Source organism: Kocuria sp. HMSC066H03 (assembly GCF_001812045.1).
Classification (GTDB): domain Bacteria; phylum Actinomycetota; class Actinomycetes; order Actinomycetales; family Micrococcaceae; genus Kocuria; species Kocuria rhizophila.
The window spans coordinates 57,478-79,779 of sequence record NZ_KV807505.1; the positions used below are offsets into that span (position 1 = coordinate 57,478).

Here is a 22,302-nt window from a genome sequence, read left to right on the forward strand (position 1 = left end):
ATGGACACCCACCAGGACCTCGCCACCCAGCAGGACACGTTCCGCGCGGGGCTCGAGGCCAACGACTGGCTGCTGCCCACCCTGGGCGACGGCGTCACGGGCCTGGGCCCGCAGGCCGAGGACGTGGTGCAGGGCATCGCGGCCGCCGCCCGGAAGATCGCCGGGGAGCTCTCGCCGGAGACGGGAACCCGCCGGCTGCGCTTCCCACCGGTCAACGGCACCCGGCTGCTGGAGCGCACCGACTACGTGGCGTCCTTCCCGCAGCTGCTGGGCACGATCTCCGCCTTCGAGGGGGACAACAAGGCCCACCGTCAGCTGCTGGCCACGTACGAGGACAAGGGCGACTGGTCCTCCCAGCTCACCCCGGCCGGACACGCGCTGGTCCCGGCCGTGTGCCACCCGCTGTACGCGTACCTGGAAGGATCGCAGGTGGACGGCACCGTGTTCGAGCTGATGGGCGAGTGCTACCGCCACGAGCCCAGTCCGGACCCCATGCGCTTCGTGACGTTCCGGATGTTCGAGGCGGTGCGGATCGGCACGCCCCAGCAGGCGCAGGAGCACCGCGAGAGGTGGCTCGCGGCGGGCACCGAGCTGCTGCGCGCGCTGGGGCTCACCGTGGAGGCGGACACCGCGAACGACCCGTTCTTCGGCCGCGCGGGCAAGCTGCTCAGCGCGGGTCAGCGCGAGGCGCAGCTGAAGTTCGAGATCCTCACGGAGGTCTACCCGGGCCACCCCACGGCCATCGCCTCCGCGAACCTGCACGAGGACCACTTCGGTGAGGCCTTCGGCATGCGCACCGCCGACGGCGCCGTGGCCCACTCCGCGTGCTTCGGCTTCGGTCTGGAGCGTGTGGCGCTGGCTCTGGCCTCCGTCCACGGCTTCGACGTGGCCGCGTGGCCGGCCTCCGTGCGCCAGGAGCTGGGTCTGTCATGACCACCGTGACCGAGAACCGCGGTGGCCCGGCGGGGCGGGAGGTCGCCGAGGCACCGTTCGGCACCGACGTCCTGGCGGTGCGGGGGTGCGAGTCGCTCACCGCGGCGAACGCCCCCCGCTCCGCGCTGCACGATCCTGCGGAGCCGTGGTCACCAACCAACTGCTACATGGACGTGTGGATCGGGCTCACCACGGTCCTCGGGCTGGACCCGGTCCCCATGCTGGGAGCCGCGTTCAGCGCGGACTTCCTGGGTGACCAGTGGGAGTTCCTCAAGCCCCGCCAGGAGGACATCGAGGCCCTCTACGGGCTGACCGTGGGGGAGTACGACACGTGGCGCCCGCTGGGCGAGCACCTGCAGCGCGCCATGTCCCGAGGGGACGCCCTGGTGGTGGAGGTGGACGCGTTCCACCTCCCGGACACCGCGGGCGTCTCCTACCGCGCGGCCCACACCAAGACGTCCATCGTGCCGCTGCGGCTGGACCCCGTGGCGGGGGAGCTCGTGTACCTGCACAACGACGGCGTGCACGTGCTCTCCGGGGAGGACCTGGAGAACACGCTGGGCCCGGGGGCACGCGCCGGCACGGTGCCGTTCCCATACGTGGAGCTCGTGCGGACGCAGGACGTGCACCGGCTCGAGCCGCGCGAGCTCTGGCAGTGCGCCACGGGGCTGGCGCGGGCCCACGTCCGCCGGGCCCCGGACACGAGTCCGGCCCAGCGGCTCGTGGCCGCCATCCGCGAGGAGCTCCCCGCGCTCGCCGAGCGCGGCATGGACTACTTCCACGTCTACTCCTTCGCCACCACGCGCCAGGCCGGCCTCACGGCGGGGCTCGCGGCCCACGCGTGCCGCTACCTCGCCGAGGGAGCGGAGCAGTGGCCGAGCGACCTCGACGCCCTGCAGCTGCGGGCCGCCGCGGAGTCCCTGGACGCGGCCGCGGCCGCCGCCAAGACCCTGCAGTTCCAGCTGGCCCGGGCGGCGTCGGGCCGCACCCCGCGGGTGGACGCGTCCGCGCAGGCCTTCGTCTCCGGCTACGACACCGGGATGCGGAGCGTGCGGGACGCCGTGGGCATGGGCGAGTGATGCCTGCCGCGCAGGACGTCCTGGCCCGGGCCACGTGGACGCTGCACCGCGTGGACCCGGCCGCTGAGGCGGATGCTACCCACGGGGTGGCCGCCACGCCGGGGGAGGACGTCCTGCCCGGCGAAGAGGTTCCGTCCCGGGAGGGCGATTTGGCCGCGTGGGCCGCGGTGCTGACGCAGGGCGTTCCAGCACGAGTTCCGGGCACCGTGACCGGCGCGCTGCGCGACGCACTCGGGGAGCATGCCGTGGACCAGATCCTGCGCTCGGGTGCGCCCGACGCCGTGTGGGAGTACCGCACCAGCCTCACCACCGCGGGCGGCCCCCACCGCTTCACCTCGACCGGCGTGGCCACCGTGGCCCGCCTGCTCGCGGCCGGGGAGGAGGTCCACGCCTCGGACACGGCCTTCCTGCCGTGGGACGTCACGGTGGAGCTGCCGCCCGGCCGGTGCGACATCACTCTCCGGCTGCTGCCGCTGAGCACTGTCCCGGTACCGCGGAAGCCGCGCGCCCGCTGGCTCTCGCCGCTGGTCCCCGACCGCTCGGTGCGCTGGCGCCGCACCCCTCTCGTGGGCTCGATCGACTGGCCGGGAGCCCGTCCCGTGATCGGTCCGTGGGGCGGGCTGAGCGCCCGTCCGGTCTCCGCACTCGACGCCGCCCTCCCGCAAGCGCCGGGCACGGACGACGAGGCCGCCGCAGCGAGGGGTACCGAACCCGTGATCGGACCGTGGGGCGGTCCGCGCGCCCGTCCGGTCGGCGCGCCCCACGTCACACTCCGGGACGAGCCGGGCCCTGGCGACGACGCCGCCTCCGCACCCGCGGCTGCACGCGCGCTGCCAGCGGAGCCGTTCGCGGTGCGCACCCTCGTGGACGAGCACGGTGACGGGGTGGTGGGCGTGCGGTGCGCCGTGGCGGACCTGCTGAGGGGACGCGAGGCAGCCCGCGTGCGCGTGGAGGTCGCGGCGGTAGGAGACACCGCCGACGCCCCGGTGTCCTGCGAGCAGGAGGTCTCGACGGCGGACGCCGACAGCGACGGATGCATCACCCTGCGGCTCACGGTGCCCCGACCCCAGCTGTGGTGGCCCCACGGCATGGGCCGGCAGTCCCGCTACACGGTGCGGGTGCGTGCCGCGGGCGCGGAGCACACGGCCACCGTGGGTTTCCGCACGGTGGAGGCCGAACCCCGCGATGCCGAGCACCGCGGACTGGCCCTGACGATCAACCGCATTCCGTTGTTCGTGCGCGGTGCGGTGTGGACGGGTGCCGACCCGTACGAGGTGGCGGCATCCCCCGAGTGCGTTCGTGCGGTCCTCGCGCGGCTGCGGGACGCGGGCACCACCATGGTCCGCATCCCGGGAACCGGCTGCTACGAGAGGGAGGAGTTCCACCGGGCGTGCGACGAGCTGGGAATCCTGGTATGGCAGGACGTGGCTCTCGGTCCCCTGGACCCTCCGGACGAGCCGATCTGGCGCGCGGGGCTGCGCGCCGAGGTGGGTGCCCTGGCGTCCCGGCTGGCCGCGCACCCCTCCACGGCGGTGCTCTCCGGCGGCACGGAGGTCATCCAGGCGCCGGTGCTCGCGGGGCGGCCCGCCGAGCAGTGGACTCCGCCGGTGCTGGTGCGGGACATCCCCACAGCGGTGGGGGAGGTGGGGGCGGACGTGGTCGTCGTACCGTCCTCACCGTGCTCGGACGCTGACCTGGACGCGGCGCGCCACGCCCAGGAGGCCGCCCGGCAGCGGGCGCACAGGCTCTGGTTCCCGTCCCTGCCCGCTGCCGGCGGGCGGGAGGGCGGCCGGGCGCCGTCGCGCGGGGCCACCCCGATAACCGCGGTGGTCGCCGCCCAGGGCACGACGAGCGGAACAGCGGCCTCGCGCGGGCCCGGCCCGTCGGGCGGGACGGCGCCAGCGGTGGCAGCACGGGCGAACAGCGCGGATCGCGTCCCGACGGCGCAGGCGGCGGCGTCGTCGGTGGAACGTCCGGCGTGCTCCCCGGTGGACGCGGCGGACGGCGTCTGCCACTACTTCGGCGTGGGGGCGTACGGGCGTCCGGTCGAGGACGCCGTGACCCGCGGGGTGCGCTTCGCCGCGGAGTCCCTCGCCTTCGCGGTGCCTCCCGAACCGGCCGTGGTGCGGGCCCAGTTCGGCACGGACGCACCGCTGGACGGCACCGGCTCCGCCCACGCCTGGCGGCAGGGTCTGGCCCACGATCCCGGCGCCGGGTGGACCTTCGAGGACACCACGCGGCTCTACGTCCACCGGCTCTTCCTGGACCGGGACAGCGATCCCGACGCGGGCCTCGCGCGTCCCGCACGGCCGGCACCGCAGGGCGCCCCGGCGGACCACGGCGCGCGGCTCGATCTGGAGCGTGCCGCCCTCGCCCACGTGTTCCAGCGGACCTTCGCGCAGTGGCGCGCGGCCACGTCCGCGTGCCGGGGAGCTCTCGTGCTCTCGGCGATGTCCACGGCACCCGGGGCGGGGTGGGGCGTGCTGGACGTGACCGGCCGGCCCACCGCCGCGTGGTACGGGATGCGGCGGGCGTGCGCGCCCGTGGCCCTGTGCTTCGTGCCCGCGGGCGGGGACGGCCTGCCCCTGCACGTCTTCAACGACGCCGCCCACCCCCTCACCGCGACCGTGCGGCTGACCGTGGCCACGGTCCGCGGGGGCTGCCAGGCGCCGCTGGAGGTCCCCGTGGAGGTGCCCGCGCACGGCGAGTACACGCTGCGCGCGGACCTCGCGGACGGCACGTTCCGGGACCTGGACCACGCCTACGGCTTCGGGGAGCGCGCGTACGAGGCGGTCTCCGCCGTGCTGCTCGACGACGCCGGCCGCGTGCTCGCGCGGGACACGCACCTCAGCGGCGGGCCCCGCAGGGACGCCCCCGGTGACCCGGACCTCGCCGCACGGTGGGAGCGTGCGGAGGACGGTGCCTGGCGGGTCGCGGTCACGGCCACGGGGCTGGCCCGGTTCGTGGCGCTGGACCTCCCAGCCTCCGGCGCGTTCTCGGCGGGGGAGGCGGTGGCCGAGGACGGCTACGTGCACGTGCTGCCCGGTGAGACGGCGCACCTGCCGGTGCGCGGTGCCGTCACGGCTGCCGTGCGGCGGGACGCACGCGTGCGGGCACTGGGTGCCATGCCCGTGGTCGTGGAGGGCGGCTGAGGCCGCCCGGTGGGGGCGGCGCTCGTCGGGCGGCGGTGCTTACGGCGGAGACCGCGGAACCGCCCCAAGTCCGTGGGCGCTCCGGGGTGATCTCCACGGCCTTGAGCCGCTTGCAGGGGACCGCCCCGCGTCCGGGGACGCTCTCAGGAAGCTCATGCCGCACGGCGCCCGGAGCCCGTCCGGACATGCCCCGCAGTGCCCGAACGGCGGAACCCTGCAGGGTCCCGCCGTTCGTTGTCTGCGCGTCCGGCGCGGGCGGTGGTGCCGCCCGCGCCCCGGTCAGTGCCCAGTGGGCCCCAGCGCCGTGGTCTCGTCCACGATGTAGCGGGCCAGGGTGTCCCGGGAGGCCGTGGCGAACACCGAGTGGTCCAGCGGCTCCAGCAGCAGCAGGGCGGACCGCCCGTCCTGCTGCGCGGCGGTGACGTGGCAGTGCGCGGCGTCGGCGGGCCCGAAGACCGCCTTGACGGTGAGACCCGGAATCCGGGCCAGCCGCCGCAGCGCGGGCTGCGGGACGTCGATGATGCCCACGGTGGCGGCGAGCGAGTTGATCCCGGGCGACGCCGCGTGGGCCCTGGCCCGCGTGCCGCGCACCACGGTCCGGCCCACGCTGCCCGCGCGGGAGATGAGCACCCGTCCCGGCGAACGGGGGGCGGGTGCGCCCTGCTCCGGGGCGGCCTCGGGCGCGGGTGACTCCTCCCCCGGGAGCCGGGGTGCCAGGGGCCCACTGCGCAGACCCTGGCGCCAGTACCGCCACGGCTCCCGCTGCCACGCCACGTTGTTGACCACGTGCAAGGTCAGCCGCTCGGCGACCGCCCGCGGAAGCTCCGGGGCCGCCGCCACGAGTCCCCACGCGCCCAGGCAGATGCCCGCCGCCGTGAGAGGCCCGTCCGTGAGGTCCGCGAGCCGCGTGACGAGTTCGCGGCACTCCACCACGGTGTGCCGGGCGTAGGGGTTCGAGTTGCGGGCCAGGGTGGCGTCCACCAGCTCGCCGGTGTCCGTGCGCTCGGCCAGCAGGCACACGGCACCGCGACCCGAGGACAGAAGCGCGGTGCGCAACCACAGCCCGCTCGCGGTCTCCATGGCGTCCGAACCAGGGGAGACCAGGGCGAGGCCCGGCGCCTCGGCCGCCCGCTCCACGGGTTCCGTGAGGATCGCGGGGCGCTCGCCGTGTCCCACGGTGGCGCGGGACACACGGACCGCGGTGCCGTGGACGTCCAGTGTGAGGCACCGGACGGGTTCGCCCCCGGCGTCGTCCTGCCGGGTGGACGCACCGCGCGCCGGCGCGTGCTCGGCCAGTGCTCGGGTCACCGTGCTCGTCAGACCCTCCGGCACCGTGGCTGCTCGGGGGTGGACGTCGAGGGGGAGGGGACCGGTGAGATCCTCGCCGAGCACCCGGAGGCCTCGTGCGGCATCCTCCGCAGGGGCGGGCACGGCCTTCACTGCTGAGACGCCCTCAGAGGCCAGCTGCAGGTCCAGCAGCTCCGTTCCCTCCGTGACGCGCGGGGGCAGGTCCGCGCCGGCCATCCGCCGCAGCGCACTCTGGTGGCGCAGCCACTGCCTCCCGGACACGGAGGCCAGCAGGATCCGCTGGGCCCAGCCGTGGTCCTCGTCCGCGGCCATGAGAGCCCCCGCCACGCTGAAGGCCACACCGTGCACCGGGTGCCCGCCGCCCGCCCACTCCCGCACCGCGCGCACGTCCTCGGCCCAGCACCGGGCGTCGCAGGCCTCGTCCAGGCAGGGGCTCTGCCCGGTCCCGGACCAGTCGAACCGCACCACTCGCCAGCCGTCCGCCGCGAGAGCCCGCGCCGTGTGGAGCACCGTGCGGGTCATCGTGACCCGTTCCCGGCCCGGAGGGGCGGCCACCACGACCGTGGCACCGCGCGCGGGGGCCGAGGGCTCGTGGACGTCCACCGCGAGCCAGCGCTCCCCTGCAGGGATCCAGCCGTGGCCCACGCCCTCGTCCGGGCTGCTCGCGCGGGCGGTGGCTGCGCGGGACGACGTGCCGATCATGGACCGCAACGGGCGGCCCGGACCTGAGAAGCTGAACAATGAACTCTCCCCCGAAAGACGTGCGGCGCTGCGCCCCGTGGGCGTCCACCGTCTCTCCCCTGAGCGGTGCCGCGGGCGCCACGCCGTGTGTACTGTGCCAGCCTAACTTCCCCGCCCCGGCCCGGGCCCGGGAGCACTCGCCCACACTTTGGTGGAGTGGTCCCCCGAAGTGGGGTCAGGCCGGATGGGAACGAGCAGTCACCGGATGGCGCGGGTAATTCTTCTGCGCCCCCTGGCCTAGGATCGCGGCCAGGACGCGGTGCCCAGACCGGGAGGTTCCCGGGGCGCCAGAACAGCTTGAGCGCGGCCGGTCGGCGGAAGCCGCCATGTGCCCGGGACGGAGACCACATGAAGCACTACGACTCGTCGCGGCGGCCCGCCGAGTACCGGCACCCGCCCGTGAAGGTCCAGGACCGGCGGTCCGGGCTCGGGATGGACATGGTGGAGAACGTCTTCTTCGGCATCGTGATGGTGCTGGTCTTCGTGTTCGCGGTGGTGATCCTGCGCAGCGTGGACGACGGGTGGACGCTGCTGGGCTACAGCATCGTCTTCTGGGGGATCATGGCGTACCTGGCGCTTCCCCGGCTGCACCGCACGCTCACGGCCATCTACGTGCCCTCCTACTTCATCGGGCGCACCGTGACCCCGGACGGGCTGCTCGGAGATCCCGTGAACCTCGCGGTCAACGGTTCACGGGATCAGATCCACACGGCCATGCGGGCGGCCGGGTGGACGCTCGCGGATCCCATCACGATCGGGTCGAGCTGGGGGATCGTGAAGTCGTCCGTGACCCGCAAGAGCTATCCTGAGGCGCCGGTGAGCCCCCTGCTGCTGTTCGGGAAGGTCCAGGAGTTCGCGTACCAGCAGGAAGTGGACGGCAACGCCGCCCAGCGCCACCACATCCGCTTCTGGCCCTGCCCCGAGGGGTGGCCGTTGCCGGGTGGCCACCGCGTGCAGTGGCTCGCCGCCGGGACGTACGACCGTGCGGTGGGGCTCTCACTGTTCACCCTGCAGGTGACGCACAAGATCGACGCGGACATCGACGTGGAGCGCGACTACGTGGTGGACACCGTGCTGCACGCCGTGCCGGAGGCCGAGGTGGCGGTGATCGAGGACTTCTCCACCGGCTACCACAGCCGCAACGGCGGCGGGGACGCCGTCCGCACGGACGGCGACCTGCCCGTGCTGCTGCTCGAGGACGTGCCCGCCACGGTGGGGCCCACCACGCCAGTGCAGGCAGGGCGGGCCACCGACCGTGCGACCTCTGCGGAGGACGTGCTCCAGGACGTCGCCCGCAGGCCCTTCTCGATCGTTGCCGCCTGGGCGCTCACCGTGCTCTCCGCCCTGGCCCTCGTGCTGGATCTGGTGCTGCACCCCGGTGAGCTCACGAGCGACCTCCAACTGGACGGCGAGCCGCAGGGACTGGGCGTGGCCGTGGTGACGTTCATGGTGGTCCTCCTGGCGCTGATGCTGGGAGCCATCCTGTTCCTCGGGTGGCGCACTTTCCAGGGCAGCCAGCGCTCGCGGCTCATCATGATTGCGCTGGTCACCTTCTCCCAGATCTTCCAGATGATCGCGTTCTTCCAGGGCGGCCGTCCCACGGCGGGAGCCCTGCTGTCCGCGTCCGTGGACCTGCTCACCGTGTACGCGCTCACCAGTCTCTCCGCCCGGGCCTGGACCCGCGGTGGGGCCGAGCGCGCCCGAGCCGAGGCCGCCGGCTGAGTCCGGGAGCGCTGTCGACGCGGTCCACCACGCGTGTTCTGCACCACTCCTGCAGAACAATTCGGGCGTGGCCACTAATCCGACATGGGCTTTTACCGTTGCTTAGTTCTCCTGCATAAACAAAATGTTTGACGGAGGTCACAGGAAAACAATTGCCCCCGCATTTCCGTGATATCGTCACGTGTCCTTGTCGTGAGGGAGAAAGATACACGGAAATGAAAGTGACGCACAAAACATCCGCCGCGGTGCTCGCCGTCATGACGGCGTGCACGTGGGCGGTTCCCGCAGCGGTCTCGCACGCCGTGCCCGCACCGCAGCTGACCGTGGGGGCCCACGAGCAGGGTGCCCTGGACAGCACGGCGGGCACCACGGTGACGTTCCGGGCGCCCGAGGGGTGGAGCACGAGCCCGTCCACGAGCCGCACCTCGGTGACGTTCACCCGGGCGGAGCAGGACCAGGAGCTGACGCTGTCGGTGGTGGACGGCAGCCAGAACTTCGACACCACCGCGGACCGCGTGCTGCGCCAGCAGGCGCTCGACGGCACCTCCGCCGCGTTCGACGGCGGAAGCGTGTCCGGGGGTGGCGGGTTCACCGGCAAGAGCTGCGTGGCCATCAAGACGGAGCAGAAGGCCACGGGCCCGTGCGCCGTGGTCCACAACGGTGCCACGGTGGTCCTGGTCACCGCCACGAGCACGAGCAAGGACGAGGCTCCGGACCTTCAGGGTCTGCTGGACAGCCTCGCCGCGAGCAAGGAGGGCGCGCAATGAGCACCGCGACCGCAACCCCCGCGGCCCCGGCCCGCCCCGCCGTGCGAGTCACAGCCGATCAGGACGGACCCGGGTACGGCCACGAGTTCTTCCGCCCGCGCTCGGCCGTGTGGTGGCTGTTCTGCGTGCTGGTGGCACTGGGCACCACCGGGGTGTCCCTGGCGGTGGCGAAGTCCTTCACCACCGCGAAGGACTCGCTGCTGGCGATCGCCCCGATCTTCGCGCTCACCCTGGTGCTGTTCGCCGTCATCGTGCTGTGGGCGGACCCGTACCGGGCGCGTCGGCCGTGGATCCTGCTGCTGGCCACCGTGTTCGGGGCCACCGTTCCCACGTGGCTCGGGGGTCACGCCAACGAGCACATCCTGGAGCTCGCGGCCAAGCTGCTCCCGTGGGGAGTGGGCGCGGACTGGGGGGCCGCGTTCGCGGGGCCCACGAGCGAGGAGTGGGGCAAGACCATCGGAGTGCTCGTGATCATGCTGGTGGCCTCCCGCACGCTGACCCGGCCCATGCACGGACTGCTGGTGGGGGCGTTCGTGGGTCTGGGGTTCCAGATCTTCGAGAATGTCTCCTATGCCGCGAACAATGCGCCCACGGATGCGAACAGTGATTTCTCGGGTGCTTTCAGTGTGACGCTGCTGCGCAGCACCATTGGCATTTCCTCCCACTGGCTGTACTCCGCGATCATTGGCGTGGGGGTGGCATATCTTCTGGGCCGCACCGTGAAGCACTGTTCCATGATGGTGCGCATCTCGGCATTCGCCGGGCTCTACGCCCTGGGGTGGGTGCTGCACTTCCTCTGGAACGCTCCTCCGGTGGCGGCGCTGCCGTGGCTGGGCATGCCGGTCAAGGTGGTGCTGGCGCTGGTGTGCTTCGTGCTGGTGGCGCGGATCGCGTGGCGTCAGGAGCGCGAGTACCTCGCGCGGGCGGAGCAGGAGCTGCGTGGGTCGCCTCTGGCCCGGGAGCTCCCGGCCGAGTACGGGCAGCCCGCGGTGACGAGCGCGGTGGGCACGCGCACGCAGCGGCGTCGTGGGCTCAAGGAGGCCCGCAAGGCCGGGGGGCGTCGCGCCGTGAAGCAGGCCCGGCGCACCCGCGCGGGCTACCTGGACGTGCTGCAGGCGTGGGGGCGCCGCGGCACCGGCGTGGACGAGCTGCCGGCGTCCGTCTGACGGGCAGTCGTCGGGCAACGCCGTGGGCCGGGCCCGGGGACCGTGCTGGTTCCCGGGCCCGGCTCACCGCACGTCGATGCCGAACACCCGCTTGACCGCGGTGACCACGTGGCGCCCGTAGCGCTGCGAGGACGGTGTGGAGGAGAACGGCAGGAACCGGCCGGGCACGTCCGGGTGGGTGATCTTGCCGTGCGTGGGCCCCGAGGTGGTGACCTCGAAGCCCGCCGCGCGCAGCCGTTCCAGCAGCTCCCGGCGGTTGGTGGGGTAGCGCGTGCCGCTGCCGCCGGGCTTGGCACCCGTGCGCTCCAGGGAGTCGGGGGTGTCGGCCCAGGTCTCGTCCGGTCGGCGCGCGATCGCCCAGCCGCTGCGGTAGATCCCCACCACGCGGTGCTCCGCGCGCGTGACCTGCACGCACAGCGGGCCGCGCACGTAGTAGTCGGTGCGGCCCAGGTCCGCGGTCCACGTGTCCTCGGGGTCCGCCACCACGGCCCGCAGGGCGTCCTCGCCCACGTCCCACACGCCGTGCACGTCCACCCCGTCCGCGGGGACGTCCAGCTCCCGCTCCTGCCCCGGTGCGGAGTCCACCGTGTAGAACGCGTTCTCCGGCGTGCCCGTCACCGGTGCCACCTCGGACCGCAGCCGCGCGACCATGGCCGCGAGCTGCGGGTCCACGGTCAGCTCGCGGGGTGCGTCTCCCACGGTGACCGCGGGCGCCGGGCGAGGTCCGGGTCCCGGCTTGGGCGTCCCGCCCGGTGCCACGTGCGCCGCAGCTCCGGGTGCCGCGGGGGACGACGCCGCCCGCGTGCCCCGTTCTGCCGCGTTCCGTGCCGCGGTGGTCTCCGTTCCCTCCTCGCCGGCGATCCCCGGGGCCGCAGGGGACGGGCGCCACGAGGTGTAGTCCACCGGACGCACGTCCCGCGCGGGATCGGTGCGGCCCCGCATCACGGCGGGGGAGGGGCGCTGGTTGCTCATGGCTGTGGTCCTCGGGGTGGGCGGCGAATGCCCTCACGGTGCCACGATCCTCGGGCCCGCGCCACACACGGTGGAGGGGCACCCCACCCGGCCGTGCGGCGTCGTCGTGCCCGGCAGGCGAGGCCCGCCGTACACTCGGGCGGGTGGAATGCGGATACTACGACCGGGGCGAGTGCCGGTCCTGCACGGTGATCGAGGTCCCGTACGCGCGGCAGCTGGCCCGCAAGCAGGAGCTGGTGCGGGAGCTCGTGGACGCGCACGGTGCGCCGCGGTGGCTGGAGCCGGTGGCCTCGGCGGAGCGGGGGTTCCGCAACAAGGCCAAGATGGTGGTGGCCGGTGAGGTGGGGGCGCCCACGCTCGGCATCCTGGACGGCGCGGCGGGCGTGGACCTCCGGGACTGCCCGCTGTACCCCGAACCCGTCACGCGCGCCCTGCACGCGCTCGCGGAGTTCATCGGGCGGGTGCGGCTGCTGCCCTACGACGTCGCGAAGCGCCGCGGGGAGATCAAGCACGTGATCGTCACAGGCAGCCCCGAGGGCCGGCTCATGGTGCGCTTCGTGCTGCGCAGCACCCGCCAGCTGCCCAAGGTCGCCGAGAACCTGGACCTGCTGCGCGAGCTGGTGCCCGCGGCGGAGGTGGTCTCCGTGAACATCCAGCCCGAGCACAAAGCGGTGATCGAGGGCCCCGAGGAGATCCTGCTGAGCGAGCAGCGCGAGCTGGTCATGGGCCTCAACGGGATCGACCTGCGCGTGCGGCCGCGCTCTTTCTTCCAGACCAACACGGCCGTGACCGAGCAGCTGTACCGGCAGGTGGCGCAGTGGGTGGACGCCGTGGGGCCCGCCAGCGTGTGGGACCTGTACTGCGGCGTCGGCGGCTTCGCGCTGCACGTGGCCGGGCCGGGGCGCGAGGTGGTGGGCACGGAGATCTCGGAGGAGGCCGTGGCCTCGGCTCGGGGCACCGCCCGGGCGATGGGACTGCCGCAGGACGGCCCGGGCTCCGTGCGCTTCCTGGCGGACGACGCCGCCGCGACCCCCGCGGACCTGCCCGGCACCCCGGAGCTCGCGATCGTCAACCCGCCGCGGCGCGGTCTGGACGCCTCCCTGTGCGCGTGGCTCGAGACCTCGTCCGTGGGTCACGCGGTGTACTCCTCGTGCAACGCCACGACCCTCGCGCGCGACCTCGCCCGCATGCCGTCCCTGCGCCCCGTGGAGGCTCGGCTGCTGGACATGTTCCCCCACACCGGGCACTACGAGGTGGCGGTGCTGCTGCGGCGCGGTTGAGGGGGCAGGCGGCGCCCGGCGCGGGACGACGCCGCCAGGCCCGGGGCAGCGCGCGTCCGCCCCGTCGATTCCGTCCCGCGGCCCCGAGACCTTCCGCCGGGAGGGCCCGGCCCGGACGATCCGGTCAGGCCGGCGCGCTCAGGACTGTGCGGCCACGAGCGCGCGGAGCCGGGTGACGGCGTCGTCCACCATGTCCGCGACGGGCTGGTCGATGTTGAGCACGTACCCGCCCTCCTCTTGGGCGAGCGGCTCCAGGGTCTCGATCTGGGACTCCAGCAGAGCGGCCGGCATGAAGTGTCCGCTACGACCCTCGATGCGCCGGGTCAGCACCTCCACGGTGCCGTCCAGGTGCAGGAACAGTGCGGAGGGCACCTGGGAGCGGATGCGCTCGCGGTAGACGCGCTTGAGCGCGGAGCACGCCACCACGAGGCCCTCGCGGCGCTCGCCGTGCTCGTGCAGGGTGCGGCCCACGATCTCGAGCCAGGGCCAGCGGTCGTCGTCGTCCAAGGGGGTGCCCGCGGCCATCTTCCGGACGTTCTCCAGGGGGTGCAGGCTGTCCCCGTCGATGAACTCGACCCCCAGCTCGTGGGCCACGAGCGTGCCGATGGTGGTCTTGCCGGAGCCCGAGACCCCCATGACCACCACGAGCGGTGGCAACGGTTCGCGCACCCGGCTCATGCCCCGGCCCCCGTGGTGGGCGCCGGGTGTGCTGCCGGGCCCTGCGGGGCGGAGTCCCGGGGCGCGGGGCCGGTGCGGACGTCGTCGTCGTTCACGGTGTTCCTCTCAGACGGAGCGTGACCACGAGGTCACCCGGTAACCCTGCCACGCCGGGGGGCCTTCGTGCGAGACGGGCGTGTCCGAAGGGGACGGGGCGACGACGCCGCCGGGCCGGCCGCGCACGACCCCCCGCTTCCCGACGGCCCACCGTGCTGGCCGAGCCGAGGGCGGCACGGTGTCCCGGGCGGTGGCGACTCCGGTGCCGGGGCGTGCACCACGGGCGCATACTTTCCCCGTGATCACTCTCGCGCTCGTGCTGCTGGTGGTGGGCTTCCTCTACGCCGTGGACCACGCCTGGCCCGGGTTCCGCGGGATCAGTGCGTGGTGGCTGCGCCGTGGTGAGCCGGTCAAGGACTGGGTGCGCCGGGCCCCGCTGACGTACCTGTACCTCACGCTGCTCACGTTCACCACGTGGCTTTTGGCCAACACCTCCGAGCCGCTGCGCAAGGCGTTCCTCGCGGAGCAGTCCACCAACCTGCACGAGCTCAGCACCAACCCGGTGACGGTGCTCGTGCGCAGTGCCATGTACGTGTCCCCCGTGGAGCTGCTCATCTGGTGGGTGGGGTTCAGCCTGGTGGTCGCACCCCTGGAGCACCGCTTCGGATGGCAGCGTACTCTTGCAGGGTTCGCACTGGGGCACGTGGGCGCCACCGTGGCCGTGGCCTACCTCCAGGTGTGGCTGTTCCGCACCGCGGAGCTGCCCGTGCCGTCCCCCGTGCTGATCGACGTGGGGGCGAGCTACGGGTTCTGCGCCCTCGCCGCGCTGGCCACCTACCGGGGAGCGCTGCTGCGCAGACTGCTGTGGGCCGGGGCGCTCGTGGCGCTGCTCGCCACGGGCCTGCTCCTGGACCTCGACTGGTCCTCGATCGGGCACACCGTGGCGGCGCTGCTGGGGTTCGCGTTCTGCCGGCTCGTGCGCCCGGAGGCCGCGGTCCACCACGAGGCGCGGGTCCGTGCCCGGCGGCTCTACCAGAGCGAGCACTGACCAGCCGGCGCGGCAGGGTCCGTCCCGCTCTGGACCCCATTTGTTACCGGCGAGTTTTGTGACCTGTCCCACCCTGCCCTAGCATGCAGACACTGTTCAGGGGTCGCGTGCCGCCGGTGGCGGGCCCCCACCCCGAGGGTGACTGCGAGGGAATGACGTCATGAGAACCAAGCCCTGGATGAGGGTCAGTTCCGCGCTGCTGGCGGTGGCGTGGGGAGGCAACGAGTTCACGCCCCTGCTGGTCATGTACCGCACGGTGGAGGGCTACGAGCAGGTGGCCGTTGACATGCTCCTTGCAGCATATGTGTTGGGCATCGTGCCCGCACTGCTGATCGGTGGGCCGCTCTCGGACCGGCACGGGCGCCGCACGCTCATGATCCCGGCCCCGGTGCTGGCCATGGTGGGCAGCATCCTGCTGGCCGTGGGTGCCGAGAGTCTGCTCCTGCTGTTCGTGGGCCGGGTGTTCTCCGGGCTGGCCCTCGGGCTCGGCATGGCCGTGGGCACCTCCTGGATCAAGGAGCTCTCCGAGAAACCGTGCGAGGAGCACCCCGAGCGCGTCTCGGGAGCGCGTCGCGCCTCCCTGTCCCTGACCGCCGGGTTCGCCCTCGGTGCCGCGGTGGCCGCGGCCCTCGCGCAGTTCGCGCCCCTGCAGACCGTGCTGCCCTACATGATCAACCTGGCGATCTGTCTGCCCGCCGTGTTCCTGGTGGCCGGCGCTCCCGAGACCCGGCGCGCCACGCCCCCACACGGGCCGCTGCTGGCGGACCTGAAGATCCCGGCCACCCGGCAGCACCGCTTCTGGTTCGTGGTGGCGCCCTCCGCCCCGTGGGTCTTCGGCTGCGCGGCCTCTGCCTATGCGATCCTGCCCGCCCTCATGGCGGACGTGGTGGGACCGCAGTACGGGATCGCGTTCTCCGGGCTGATGTGCCTGGTGGGGCTGGGCTTCGGGTTCTTCATCCAGCCCCTGGGCAAGCGCCTGGACCGGGACGGCTCCATCCGCTCGCTCGCCGTGGGGATGTGCGCCGTGATCCTGGGGATGCTCGCGGCGGTGCTGGCCTCGGCCACCCTGAACCTCGCGCTGGTGCTGCTGGCCTCCGCGGTGCTGGGCTGCGGCTACGGGCTCGTGCTGGTCTCCGGCCTGCAGGAGGTCCAGCGGATCGCCCGCCCGGACGACCTCGCCGGGCTCACCGCCGTGTTCTACTCGCTCACCTACATCGGGTTCTTCGTGCCCATGGTGCTCGCGCTGATCTCCGAGTTCACCACCTACCCCTGGCTGTTCGCCTCCGGCGCCGTGATCGCCACCCTGTGCCTGGGCATCATGGCCTACGGCCGCCGCCACGAGGTCCGGGACCTGGACGCGGTGGAGGCGGGCGCCGCCGGGCGCTCCTGACCTTGTCGCGACGACGCCGCACGCCACCGGACCCGGCGCGGGTCACGGGGCGTGCGGCGTCGTCGGTCGTGGACACCGACCGCGCCGTGCGGTGACCGCCGGAATTCTGGCCCTGCGGCGTCGTCCGCGAAATGGCAGGGTCCGGGGCCGGACGGCGCAGCGGACGCGCGCCGCCCGGCACGGGGCAGGCTCAGGAGCGGGTCTCCTGGGCGTCCGTGCCGCTCAGCGAACGGTGGTGCGCCATGAGCTGCTTCTCCCGCGGCAGGACGCACAGCAGCAGGGCGATTGTCAGCACCACGGACAGCGTGAGCAGCCCGTAGGTGGCGCCCCAGCCGAACTCGTGGACCACCCACCCCACGCCGGTGGACGCGAGCGTGGCGCCGAAGACGTAGCCGAACAGGCCCGTGAAGCCGGCGGCCGTGCCCGCCACGTGGCGCGCGGACATGTCCAGGGCCTGCAGGCCGATGAGCATCACGGGGCCGTAGATGAACGCGCCGATGAAGAACAGGAACACCATGAGCAGCCAGTACGGCGTGCCCACCGGGGCGAGCCAGTAGGCCACCAGGAACACGCCCACGCCGAGCATGAACACGATGCCGGTCCAGCTGCGGTTGCCGCGGAACACCTTGTCCGAGACCCAGCCGCACGCCAGTGTGCCGAAGATCCCGGCGAGCTCGAACAGGGAGAAGCCGGCGATGCCCTGTGCCAGGGACATGCCGTGGTGCTCCGCCAGGTAGGTGGGTGCCCAGCTGAGCACGCCGTAGCGCAGGGAGTAGATGAACACGTTGGCCAGCGCCAGGAACACCATGGTGGGGTTGAGCAGCACGTGCTTGGTGATGATCCCCCAGTAGGAGGACCCCTCGAGGTCGCTCGCATCCGCTTCGACCTTGGCGGGATCGTCCCGGTACTCCTCGATCGGGGGCAGGCCCACCGCTTCCGGGCGGTCCCGGACCATGACGAAGGCGATCGCGGCGACCACGAGAGCGCCGAGAGCCGGGACCCAGAATGCCGACTGCCACGAGTCGCCCGTGATGGCCAGGCCGAAGGCGGCCAGTGCGCCCACGCCCATGCCGCCCACGTTGTGCGCGGTGTTCCAGATGGCGGTCTTCCAGCCGCGCTCGTTGGTGGAGAACCAGTGCACGAGCACGCGCCCGCACGGCGGCCAGCCCATGCCCTGCACCCAGCCGTTGAGGAACATGACCGAGGCGAAAAGCGCCACCGAGGCGGAGACCGCGGGGACGAACGCGACCACGAGGTTCGCCACGGCGGACAGCGCCAGGCCGATCGGCAGGAAGTACCGCGCGTTGGAGCGGTCCGAGATGGTCGCGGAGAAGAACTTGGAGAACCCGTAGGCCAGCAGCACGGCGTTGCCGATGATGCCGATCCCCACGGTGCTGATGGTGCCCTCGTCCATCAGCAGGGGTGCGATCAGGGAGATGTTGTTGCGGATCAGGTAGAACCCGGCGTAGCCGATGAAGATCCCGAGGAACACCTGCAGGCGCAGGCGGGGGTAGCTCCGGGCGACCTCGTCCTCCGGCAGCCGGGGGGCCGTGGGTGGGGCAGCCAGCCAGCGCAGCGCGCGGGGCGCGCTCCTCGCGGAGGCGGGGTCCGCGGCGGTTGCGGCGGACTGTGGTGAGGGTGCGGACATGCGCTCCACCTCTCAGGTCTCAGGGAAGGGCCGCTGCTGACCCGGGGTGCCCGGAGAGTTCAGCCGGTCGTGTTCCCCGGAGGAGCGGAGGAAAACGCCATGGTACTCACAGGCGCTCGCCGGTTTCGAAGGCGCGGGGCATGTCGCCCGGATCAGGCGGTCAGCAGGGTGATGGTTCCGCGGGCCAGCACGACGACGCCGCCCACGGTCGCGAGCGTCATGGCCAGTTTCTGCGCAGTCGCCTTGGACATGTGGCGGGCCAGCCATGTCCCGATCGCAATCCCGGCCAGGACCGTGAGCACGAGGGCCACCACTGCCACGAGCGCCGGAACGGGCAGGGCGAAGTGCACACCCGCCACCAGCTTGGAAGCGGCCGAGAGCGCCCCCATGGACATGAACACCGGCTGCATGGTGGCCGCGAAGTGCACCTGGTCCCACCGGGTCACTCGCGAGTAGATGACCATGGCCGGCGCCGCGACACCCGCAGTGGCGTTGAAGAACCCGCCGATCACGCCCGCAGGCACCACCGTGGCGCGTCGGGAAGCGTAGGGGGTGGCGGGGGAGAAGCGGGTGATGGCCAGCCCCGCGAGCACCACCGAGCCCACGGCCACCTGCAGCCACGCGCTGGGCACGTGGCGCACCACCACGGCCCCCGCCACGATGCCCGGAACCGCGGCCGCCACCAGGACGGCGGCGTGGCGCCACTCCACGAGCCGGCGCACGGAGAGCGTGATGAGGAACCCGGAGCACGTGGTGGCGGCGTTGGTGGCCAGCACGCCGGCACCCGGTCCCATGAGCAGGGACAGCACGGGCGCCACCACGAGGCCCACACCGGTGCCCGAGACCCGTTGCAGGATCGTGCCCACCAGGACGGCGGCCAGGGCGGCCAGCAGGATGCTCATGTGCTGCTCCTCGGGGTACGCCGCGCGTGTGCGGTTGGCGGGGCATGGCGCGGGGTCCGTGGTGCGGTGCACGGCAACCCCGTGAACGGGGTCCATGCTCTCAGACGGGGCGCTCCCTCGTGGCCGTGCGCACCGGGGTGACGCCGCGGCGTCGTCGTGACCGGTGGCGGGCCCGACCCTGGCAGCGGCGGGCAGCGGCGGAGGACGGTCCTGGCGTGCGGCACCGCGGCAGGGCCTACCCTGGCCCCATGGTGGAACAGAGCAGGTGGATGGCCCAGGTGGCGCAGAACCCGAGGCACTCGCAGTGGTACATCGACAGGTTCCGCACCATGGCGCGGCGCGGCGAGGACATCGTGGGGGAGGCGCGCCTCGTGGACGCCATGGTCCCCCGCAGGGCGAGGATCCTGGACGCCGGCTGCGGGGCGGGTCGGATTGCCGGCCACCTCCACGGGGTGGGCCACACGGTCACGGCCGTGGACGTGGACCCCGAGCTGATTCGCGCCGCCCGCGAGGACCACCCCGGGCCGGACTACCGCGTGGCGGACCTCGCGCTGCTGACCGAGCTGGACCTGGGCGACCCTTTCGACCTCATCGTGTGCGCCGGCAACGTGATGACGTTCCTGGCGGAGAGCACGCGCCGGGACGTGCTGCGCGGTTTCGCCGCCCACCTGACGAACGAGGGACGCGCCGTCGTGGGCTTCGGCGCCGGACGCGGCTACCCCGCCGGAGACTTCCTCGCCGACGCCGCCGCCTCCGGTCTGGCACCCCAGCTCACCCTGGCGGGGTGGGACCTGCGCCCCTGGACCGAGGACACCGACTTCATGGTGACCGTTCTGGGGCGCCGATGACCCAATAAGCGCGGGGTGTAGATGACTGGCTGGGCCAGCCATCTACACGTCAGGCGCTCAGCCGTTCAACCGTGGCTCGCAGTTGATCGCTCAACGTGTAGATCTGCTCAAGGGCGTCCAAAGGGTGACGAGTTTCAATCTTGTTTTCATCCAGGATGCCGATGTACTTCTGGCTGCGGTTGAAGTGCAGCCGAGCAATGGTCTTTCTATTGTTGTTGTCCAGAAGGATCGCGCAGTACGACTTCGCGTCCCGGTATGAGACTCGGGACATGTCCACTTGATTACAGACGATGGCGCGCACGATATTGAAGGCGGAGAGTTCCTCCGCAGTCGTGATGATTTCCTCCTGGGTCTCTTCGAGATCCCGCACAGCTTCCTCTTGGCTGCTGATCTCTCCAGCAGGGTCGACTTCTGGGGGGAGCGGTGGTGGAGTGGAGCCAGCCCCCAACGCGGTCGCGAGCCGGTTGTTCACCTGCTCGTTGAGGAACTGCTGGGATGCCTTGCCCACCAAAGGGGTGAACTGCTCCCTCACCTTCTGCGTGAACGCGCCTTCGTAGACCCGGTTGGTGAAGAAGCGGATCCAGTCGTCAGAGGGGTCTTTGAACTCTGCGGCGATGGCCCGCTTGATCTGTCCCACATATTTCAACTCACCCGCCGCGCTGATGATCGAGTCCAGGTCGAACTCCGTCTTGCTGAGCTTGAGCAGCTCGGGGAGCAACGTGGTGTCGATGTCGAGCAGGTCCAGAACGAGGAACGGTTTCGCGTCCATTCGGTTGGGTGCATCGAGATCGGTGTAGAAGTGGTACTTCTCGCCATTTGTGAGGACGGCGATGCGGGCATTCGTCACTGCGAAGTACCTGTACAGTTGCGAGGCGTGCTCCAGCGAGAGGGGTGAACCGACGTGTTTGCACTCGATGAGCATCTGGATTTGGCCATCCTGGACGATGGCATAGTCGATCTTCTCGCCCTTCTTGACGCCGACATCGGCAGTGAACTCCGGAACGACCTCGGACGGGTTGAAGACGTCGTACCCGAGGATGGTGGAGATGAAGGGCATCACGAAAGCGTTCTTCGTGGCCTCCTCGGTCTCCAGGGCGGCCTTCTGATGGGCCACCTTGGTAGCCAGTGCGGACAACCGCTCTGCGAAATCCATGCTTCCTCCGAGTGCACAGGGGAGGGCGAAACCTGGGCTGCAGGCTGTTGCCCCCGGATGAAAATTTGCGAAACTGCATACACACTACTGAGATGTCGACACTTTACGGGCTGATTCGCGCGAGTCTCGATCCAGCAGCACCTCTGTGTCGCCAGCGGGAGCGCCGAGTGGTTCGAACCGAGTGGCATCGGAACGTCACGTATCTCTTCTCGCGGGACCAACGCCAGTCGCTGGGGAAGGCTCCCGGGCAAACCCCGTACGCTTGACCCGCACACGTGTGTTGGGTGAACGGGAAGAGGTACACGCATGTCCGCTGGACTTGCCGCACTGCTGGACGACGTCGCGGCGCTCGCCAAGATGGCGGCCGCGAACGTCGACGACATTGCCGGGGCCGCCGGGCGGGCGAGCGCGAAGGCCGCGGGCGTCGTCGTGGACGACACCGCCGTGACCCCCCGCTACGTGGAGGGCATCAGCCCGAGCCGCGAGCTGCCGATCATCAAGAAGATCACGATCGGCTCGCTGCGCAACAAGCTGCTCATCATCCTGCCGATCGCCCTGATCCTGAGCGAGTTCGCGCCGTGGTTGCTCACGCCCCTGCTCATGCTCGGCGGGACCTACCTGTGCTTCGAGGGTGCGGAGGCCATCGGCGAGCACCTGTTCTCCAAGGGCCACGCGGAGAAGAAGCCTGCAGCGGAAAAGGGCCCGGATGCGGAGAAGAAGATCACCGCGGGCGCCATCCGCACGGACCTCATTCTCAGCGCGGAGATTATGGTGATCTCCCTCAACGAGGTGGCCAACGAGCCCCTGCTGGCCCGCACACTCATCCTGATCGCGGTGGCCATCTTCATCACGTTCCTGGTCTACGGGGTCGTGGCCCTGATCGTGAAGATGGACGACATCGGCCTGGCCATGGCCAAGCGGGACTCGGAGAAGTCCCAGCGCTTCGGTGAGTTCCTGGTGCGCGCCATGCCCTCGGTCCTCAACGTGATTTCCATCGTGGGCATGTTCGCCATGCTGTGGGTCGGCGGACACATCATCCTGGTGGGCACGGCGGAGCTGGGGTTCACCGCCCCAGAGGAGCTCGTCCACCACCTCAGCGAGGCCGTGCACCACGTGGCCGTGGTGGGCCCGGTGCTCGCGTGGCTCGTGGAGACGGTGTGCGCGCTGGTCCTCGGCGTCATCTGGGGCGCGATCATCGTGGGCATCGTCCACGTCCTGCCGTTCGGCAAGAAGCACGACGACGACGCCGCGTCGGCCTCGGAGGCCGATGCCCAGGGCACTGCGCCCCGGCAGGACCAGGGCTCCGGGACCGCGGCTCCTGTCCACGGTTCCGACCTCGGATCCCCGAGCGCCGGCTCGGGATCGAGTGCGGCGCAGGATCCCTCCACCGGTCGGTGACCGCGCGCCGATCCGGCCACCGCTCAGGTCGCGGGTGGGCCGGGGGCATGGACCGGGTGTTTCCCCGGGGTGCCTTTCGTG

The 22,302-nt window shown here is 72.0% G+C and carries 17 protein-coding genes; 11 read left to right on the forward strand and 6 right to left on the reverse strand.

Annotated elements, in window-relative coordinates; all coding sequences use genetic code 11:
- The 3 genes from HMPREF2833_RS02490 to HMPREF2833_RS02500 are packed head-to-tail and all read left to right on the forward strand — an operon-like array spanning nucleotide 1 to nucleotide 5,164.
- Complete coding sequence (locus HMPREF2833_RS02490; protein ID WP_239356499.1) at nucleotides 1-933, forward strand: class-II aminoacyl-tRNA synthetase family protein; 933 nt, start codon at nucleotides 1-3, stop codon at nucleotides 931-933.
- Nucleotides 930-2,012: a DUF1839 family protein gene (locus tag HMPREF2833_RS02495; RefSeq protein ID WP_070636603.1), complete on the forward strand. Its 1,083-nt coding sequence runs from the start codon at nucleotides 930-932 to the stop codon at nucleotides 2,010-2,012. The genes HMPREF2833_RS02490 and HMPREF2833_RS02495 overlap by 4 nt, the downstream gene beginning before the upstream one ends.
- Nucleotides 2,012-5,164: a hypothetical protein gene (locus HMPREF2833_RS02500; RefSeq protein WP_070636604.1), complete on the forward strand. Its 3,153-nt coding sequence runs from the start codon at nucleotides 2,012-2,014 to the stop codon at nucleotides 5,162-5,164. Before HMPREF2833_RS02495 ends, HMPREF2833_RS02500 begins: the two co-directional genes overlap by 1 nt.
- Nucleotides 5,165-5,443: 279 nt before the next feature.
- On the opposite strand, the gene HMPREF2833_RS02505 is transcribed toward HMPREF2833_RS02500, so the two are convergent.
- Complete coding sequence (locus HMPREF2833_RS02505) at nucleotides 5,444-7,213, reverse strand: alpha/beta hydrolase (RefSeq protein WP_224764903.1); 1,770 nt, start codon at nucleotides 7,211-7,213, stop codon at nucleotides 5,444-5,446.
- A 348-nt stretch (nucleotides 7,214-7,561) separates the two neighbouring features.
- Between HMPREF2833_RS02505 and HMPREF2833_RS02510 the strand changes: the two genes are divergently transcribed.
- The 3 genes from HMPREF2833_RS02510 to HMPREF2833_RS02520 all read left to right on the forward strand — a co-directional run bounded on the left by HMPREF2833_RS02510 (nucleotide 7,562) and on the right by HMPREF2833_RS02520 (nucleotide 10,868).
- Nucleotides 7,562-8,935 carry an LssY C-terminal domain-containing protein gene (locus HMPREF2833_RS02510; protein ID WP_070636606.1) on the forward strand — a complete coding sequence of 458 codons (1,374 nt, stop codon included), beginning with the start codon at nucleotides 7,562-7,564 and terminating at the stop codon, nucleotides 8,933-8,935.
- A 221-nt stretch (nucleotides 8,936-9,156) separates the two neighbouring features.
- Nucleotides 9,157-9,702, forward strand: coding sequence for a hypothetical protein (locus tag HMPREF2833_RS02515; RefSeq protein ID WP_059281793.1), 546 nt, complete (start codon nucleotides 9,157-9,159; stop codon nucleotides 9,700-9,702).
- Complete coding sequence (locus HMPREF2833_RS02520) at nucleotides 9,699-10,868, forward strand: PrsW family intramembrane metalloprotease (protein WP_070636607.1); 1,170 nt, start codon at nucleotides 9,699-9,701, stop codon at nucleotides 10,866-10,868. Before HMPREF2833_RS02515 ends, HMPREF2833_RS02520 begins: the two co-directional genes overlap by 4 nt.
- Before the next feature lie 63 nt (nucleotides 10,869-10,931).
- Here the strand turns inward: HMPREF2833_RS02520 and HMPREF2833_RS12645 are convergent, their stop codons facing one another.
- On the reverse strand, nucleotides 10,932-11,840 hold the full coding sequence (locus HMPREF2833_RS12645) for a hypothetical protein (protein WP_019311057.1): 909 nt from the start codon (nucleotides 11,838-11,840) through the stop codon (nucleotides 10,932-10,934).
- Nucleotides 11,841-11,983: 143 nt separating this feature from the next.
- Here HMPREF2833_RS12645 and rlmC point away from each other — a divergent pair, with 143 nt between their 5' ends.
- Nucleotides 11,984-13,120 carry a 23S rRNA (uracil(747)-C(5))-methyltransferase RlmC gene (gene rlmC / locus HMPREF2833_RS02530; protein ID WP_070636608.1) on the forward strand — a complete coding sequence of 379 codons (1,137 nt, stop codon included), beginning with the start codon at nucleotides 11,984-11,986 and terminating at the stop codon, nucleotides 13,118-13,120.
- 138 nt (nucleotides 13,121-13,258) lie between these two features.
- Here rlmC and HMPREF2833_RS02535 read toward each other — a convergent pair whose 3' ends face one another.
- Nucleotides 13,259-13,798, reverse strand: coding sequence for a gluconokinase (locus HMPREF2833_RS02535; RefSeq protein WP_070636609.1), 540 nt, complete (start codon nucleotides 13,796-13,798; stop codon nucleotides 13,259-13,261).
- Between the two features lie 334 nt (nucleotides 13,799-14,132).
- Here HMPREF2833_RS02535 and HMPREF2833_RS02540 point away from each other — a divergent pair, with 334 nt between their 5' ends.
- Nucleotides 14,133-14,882 carry a rhomboid-like protein gene (locus tag HMPREF2833_RS02540; RefSeq protein WP_047978773.1) on the forward strand — a complete coding sequence of 250 codons (750 nt, stop codon included), beginning with the start codon at nucleotides 14,133-14,135 and terminating at the stop codon, nucleotides 14,880-14,882.
- 160 nt (nucleotides 14,883-15,042) lie between these two features.
- Nucleotides 15,043-16,272, forward strand: coding sequence for an MFS transporter (locus tag HMPREF2833_RS02545; RefSeq protein ID WP_070636610.1), 1,230 nt, complete (start codon nucleotides 15,043-15,045; stop codon nucleotides 16,270-16,272).
- 190 nt (nucleotides 16,273-16,462) lie between these two features.
- On the opposite strand, the gene HMPREF2833_RS02550 is transcribed toward HMPREF2833_RS02545, so the two are convergent.
- Complete coding sequence (locus HMPREF2833_RS02550; protein ID WP_039101370.1) at nucleotides 16,463-17,920, reverse strand: MFS transporter; 1,458 nt, start codon at nucleotides 17,918-17,920, stop codon at nucleotides 16,463-16,465.
- A gap of 152 nt (nucleotides 17,921-18,072) precedes the next feature.
- Nucleotides 18,073-18,918 carry a sulfite exporter TauE/SafE family protein gene (locus HMPREF2833_RS02555; protein WP_235012809.1) on the reverse strand — a complete coding sequence of 282 codons (846 nt, stop codon included), beginning with the start codon at nucleotides 18,916-18,918 and terminating at the stop codon, nucleotides 18,073-18,075.
- Nucleotides 18,919-19,070: 152 nt separating this feature from the next.
- Between HMPREF2833_RS02555 and HMPREF2833_RS02560 the strand changes: the two genes are divergently transcribed.
- The gene (locus HMPREF2833_RS02560; RefSeq protein WP_070636697.1) at nucleotides 19,071-19,670 is read left to right on the forward strand and encodes a class I SAM-dependent methyltransferase; all 600 of its coding nucleotides are present in this window, start codon (nucleotides 19,071-19,073) and stop codon (nucleotides 19,668-19,670) included.
- Nucleotides 19,671-19,719: 49 nt separating this feature from the next.
- Here HMPREF2833_RS02560 and HMPREF2833_RS02565 read toward each other — a convergent pair whose 3' ends face one another.
- A complete protein-coding gene (locus HMPREF2833_RS02565; RefSeq protein ID WP_070636611.1) occupies nucleotides 19,720-20,823 on the reverse strand; it encodes a type I restriction endonuclease in 1,104 nt (367 codons plus the stop codon).
- Between the two features lie 306 nt (nucleotides 20,824-21,129).
- On the opposite strand from HMPREF2833_RS02565, the gene HMPREF2833_RS02570 reads away from it, so the two are divergent.
- Nucleotides 21,130-22,221: a DUF808 domain-containing protein gene (locus HMPREF2833_RS02570; RefSeq protein ID WP_070636612.1), complete on the forward strand. Its 1,092-nt coding sequence runs from the start codon at nucleotides 21,130-21,132 to the stop codon at nucleotides 22,219-22,221.
- Nucleotides 22,222-22,302: the final 81 nt, after the last annotated feature.

What these genes read in the sequence shown, in the direction of transcription:
- HMPREF2833_RS02490 (WP_239356499.1), top strand. Translation starts at nt 1, where the DNA reads ATGGACACCCACCAGGACCTCGCCACCCAGCAGGACACGTTCCGCGCG.
- HMPREF2833_RS02495 (WP_070636603.1), top strand. Translation starts at nt 930, where the DNA reads ATGACCACCGTGACCGAGAACCGCGGTGGCCCGGCGGGGCGGGAGGTC.
- HMPREF2833_RS02500 (WP_070636604.1), top strand. Translation starts at nt 2,012, where the DNA reads ATGCCTGCCGCGCAGGACGTCCTGGCCCGGGCCACGTGGACGCTGCAC.
- HMPREF2833_RS02510 (WP_070636606.1), top strand. Translation starts at nt 7,562, where the DNA reads ATGAAGCACTACGACTCGTCGCGGCGGCCCGCCGAGTACCGGCACCCG.
- HMPREF2833_RS02520 (WP_070636607.1), top strand. Translation starts at nt 9,699, where the DNA reads ATGAGCACCGCGACCGCAACCCCCGCGGCCCCGGCCCGCCCCGCCGTG.
- HMPREF2833_RS12645 (WP_019311057.1), bottom strand. Translation starts at nt 11,840, where the DNA reads ATGAGCAACCAGCGCCCCTCCCCCGCCGTGATGCGGGGCCGCACCGAT.
- HMPREF2833_RS02535 (WP_070636609.1), bottom strand. Translation starts at nt 13,798, where the DNA reads ATGAGCCGGGTGCGCGAACCGTTGCCACCGCTCGTGGTGGTCATGGGG.
- HMPREF2833_RS02545 (WP_070636610.1), top strand. Translation starts at nt 15,043, where the DNA reads ATGAGAACCAAGCCCTGGATGAGGGTCAGTTCCGCGCTGCTGGCGGTG.
- HMPREF2833_RS02550 (WP_039101370.1), bottom strand. Translation starts at nt 17,920, where the DNA reads ATGTCCGCACCCTCACCACAGTCCGCCGCAACCGCCGCGGACCCCGCC.
- HMPREF2833_RS02555 (WP_235012809.1), bottom strand. Translation starts at nt 18,918, where the DNA reads ATGGACCCCGTTCACGGGGTTGCCGTGCACCGCACCACGGACCCCGCG.
- HMPREF2833_RS02560 (WP_070636697.1), top strand. Translation starts at nt 19,071, where the DNA reads ATGGTGGAACAGAGCAGGTGGATGGCCCAGGTGGCGCAGAACCCGAGG.
- HMPREF2833_RS02565 (WP_070636611.1), bottom strand. Translation starts at nt 20,823, where the DNA reads ATGGATTTCGCAGAGCGGTTGTCCGCACTGGCTACCAAGGTGGCCCAT.
- HMPREF2833_RS02570 (WP_070636612.1), top strand. Translation starts at nt 21,130, where the DNA reads ATGTCCGCTGGACTTGCCGCACTGCTGGACGACGTCGCGGCGCTCGCC.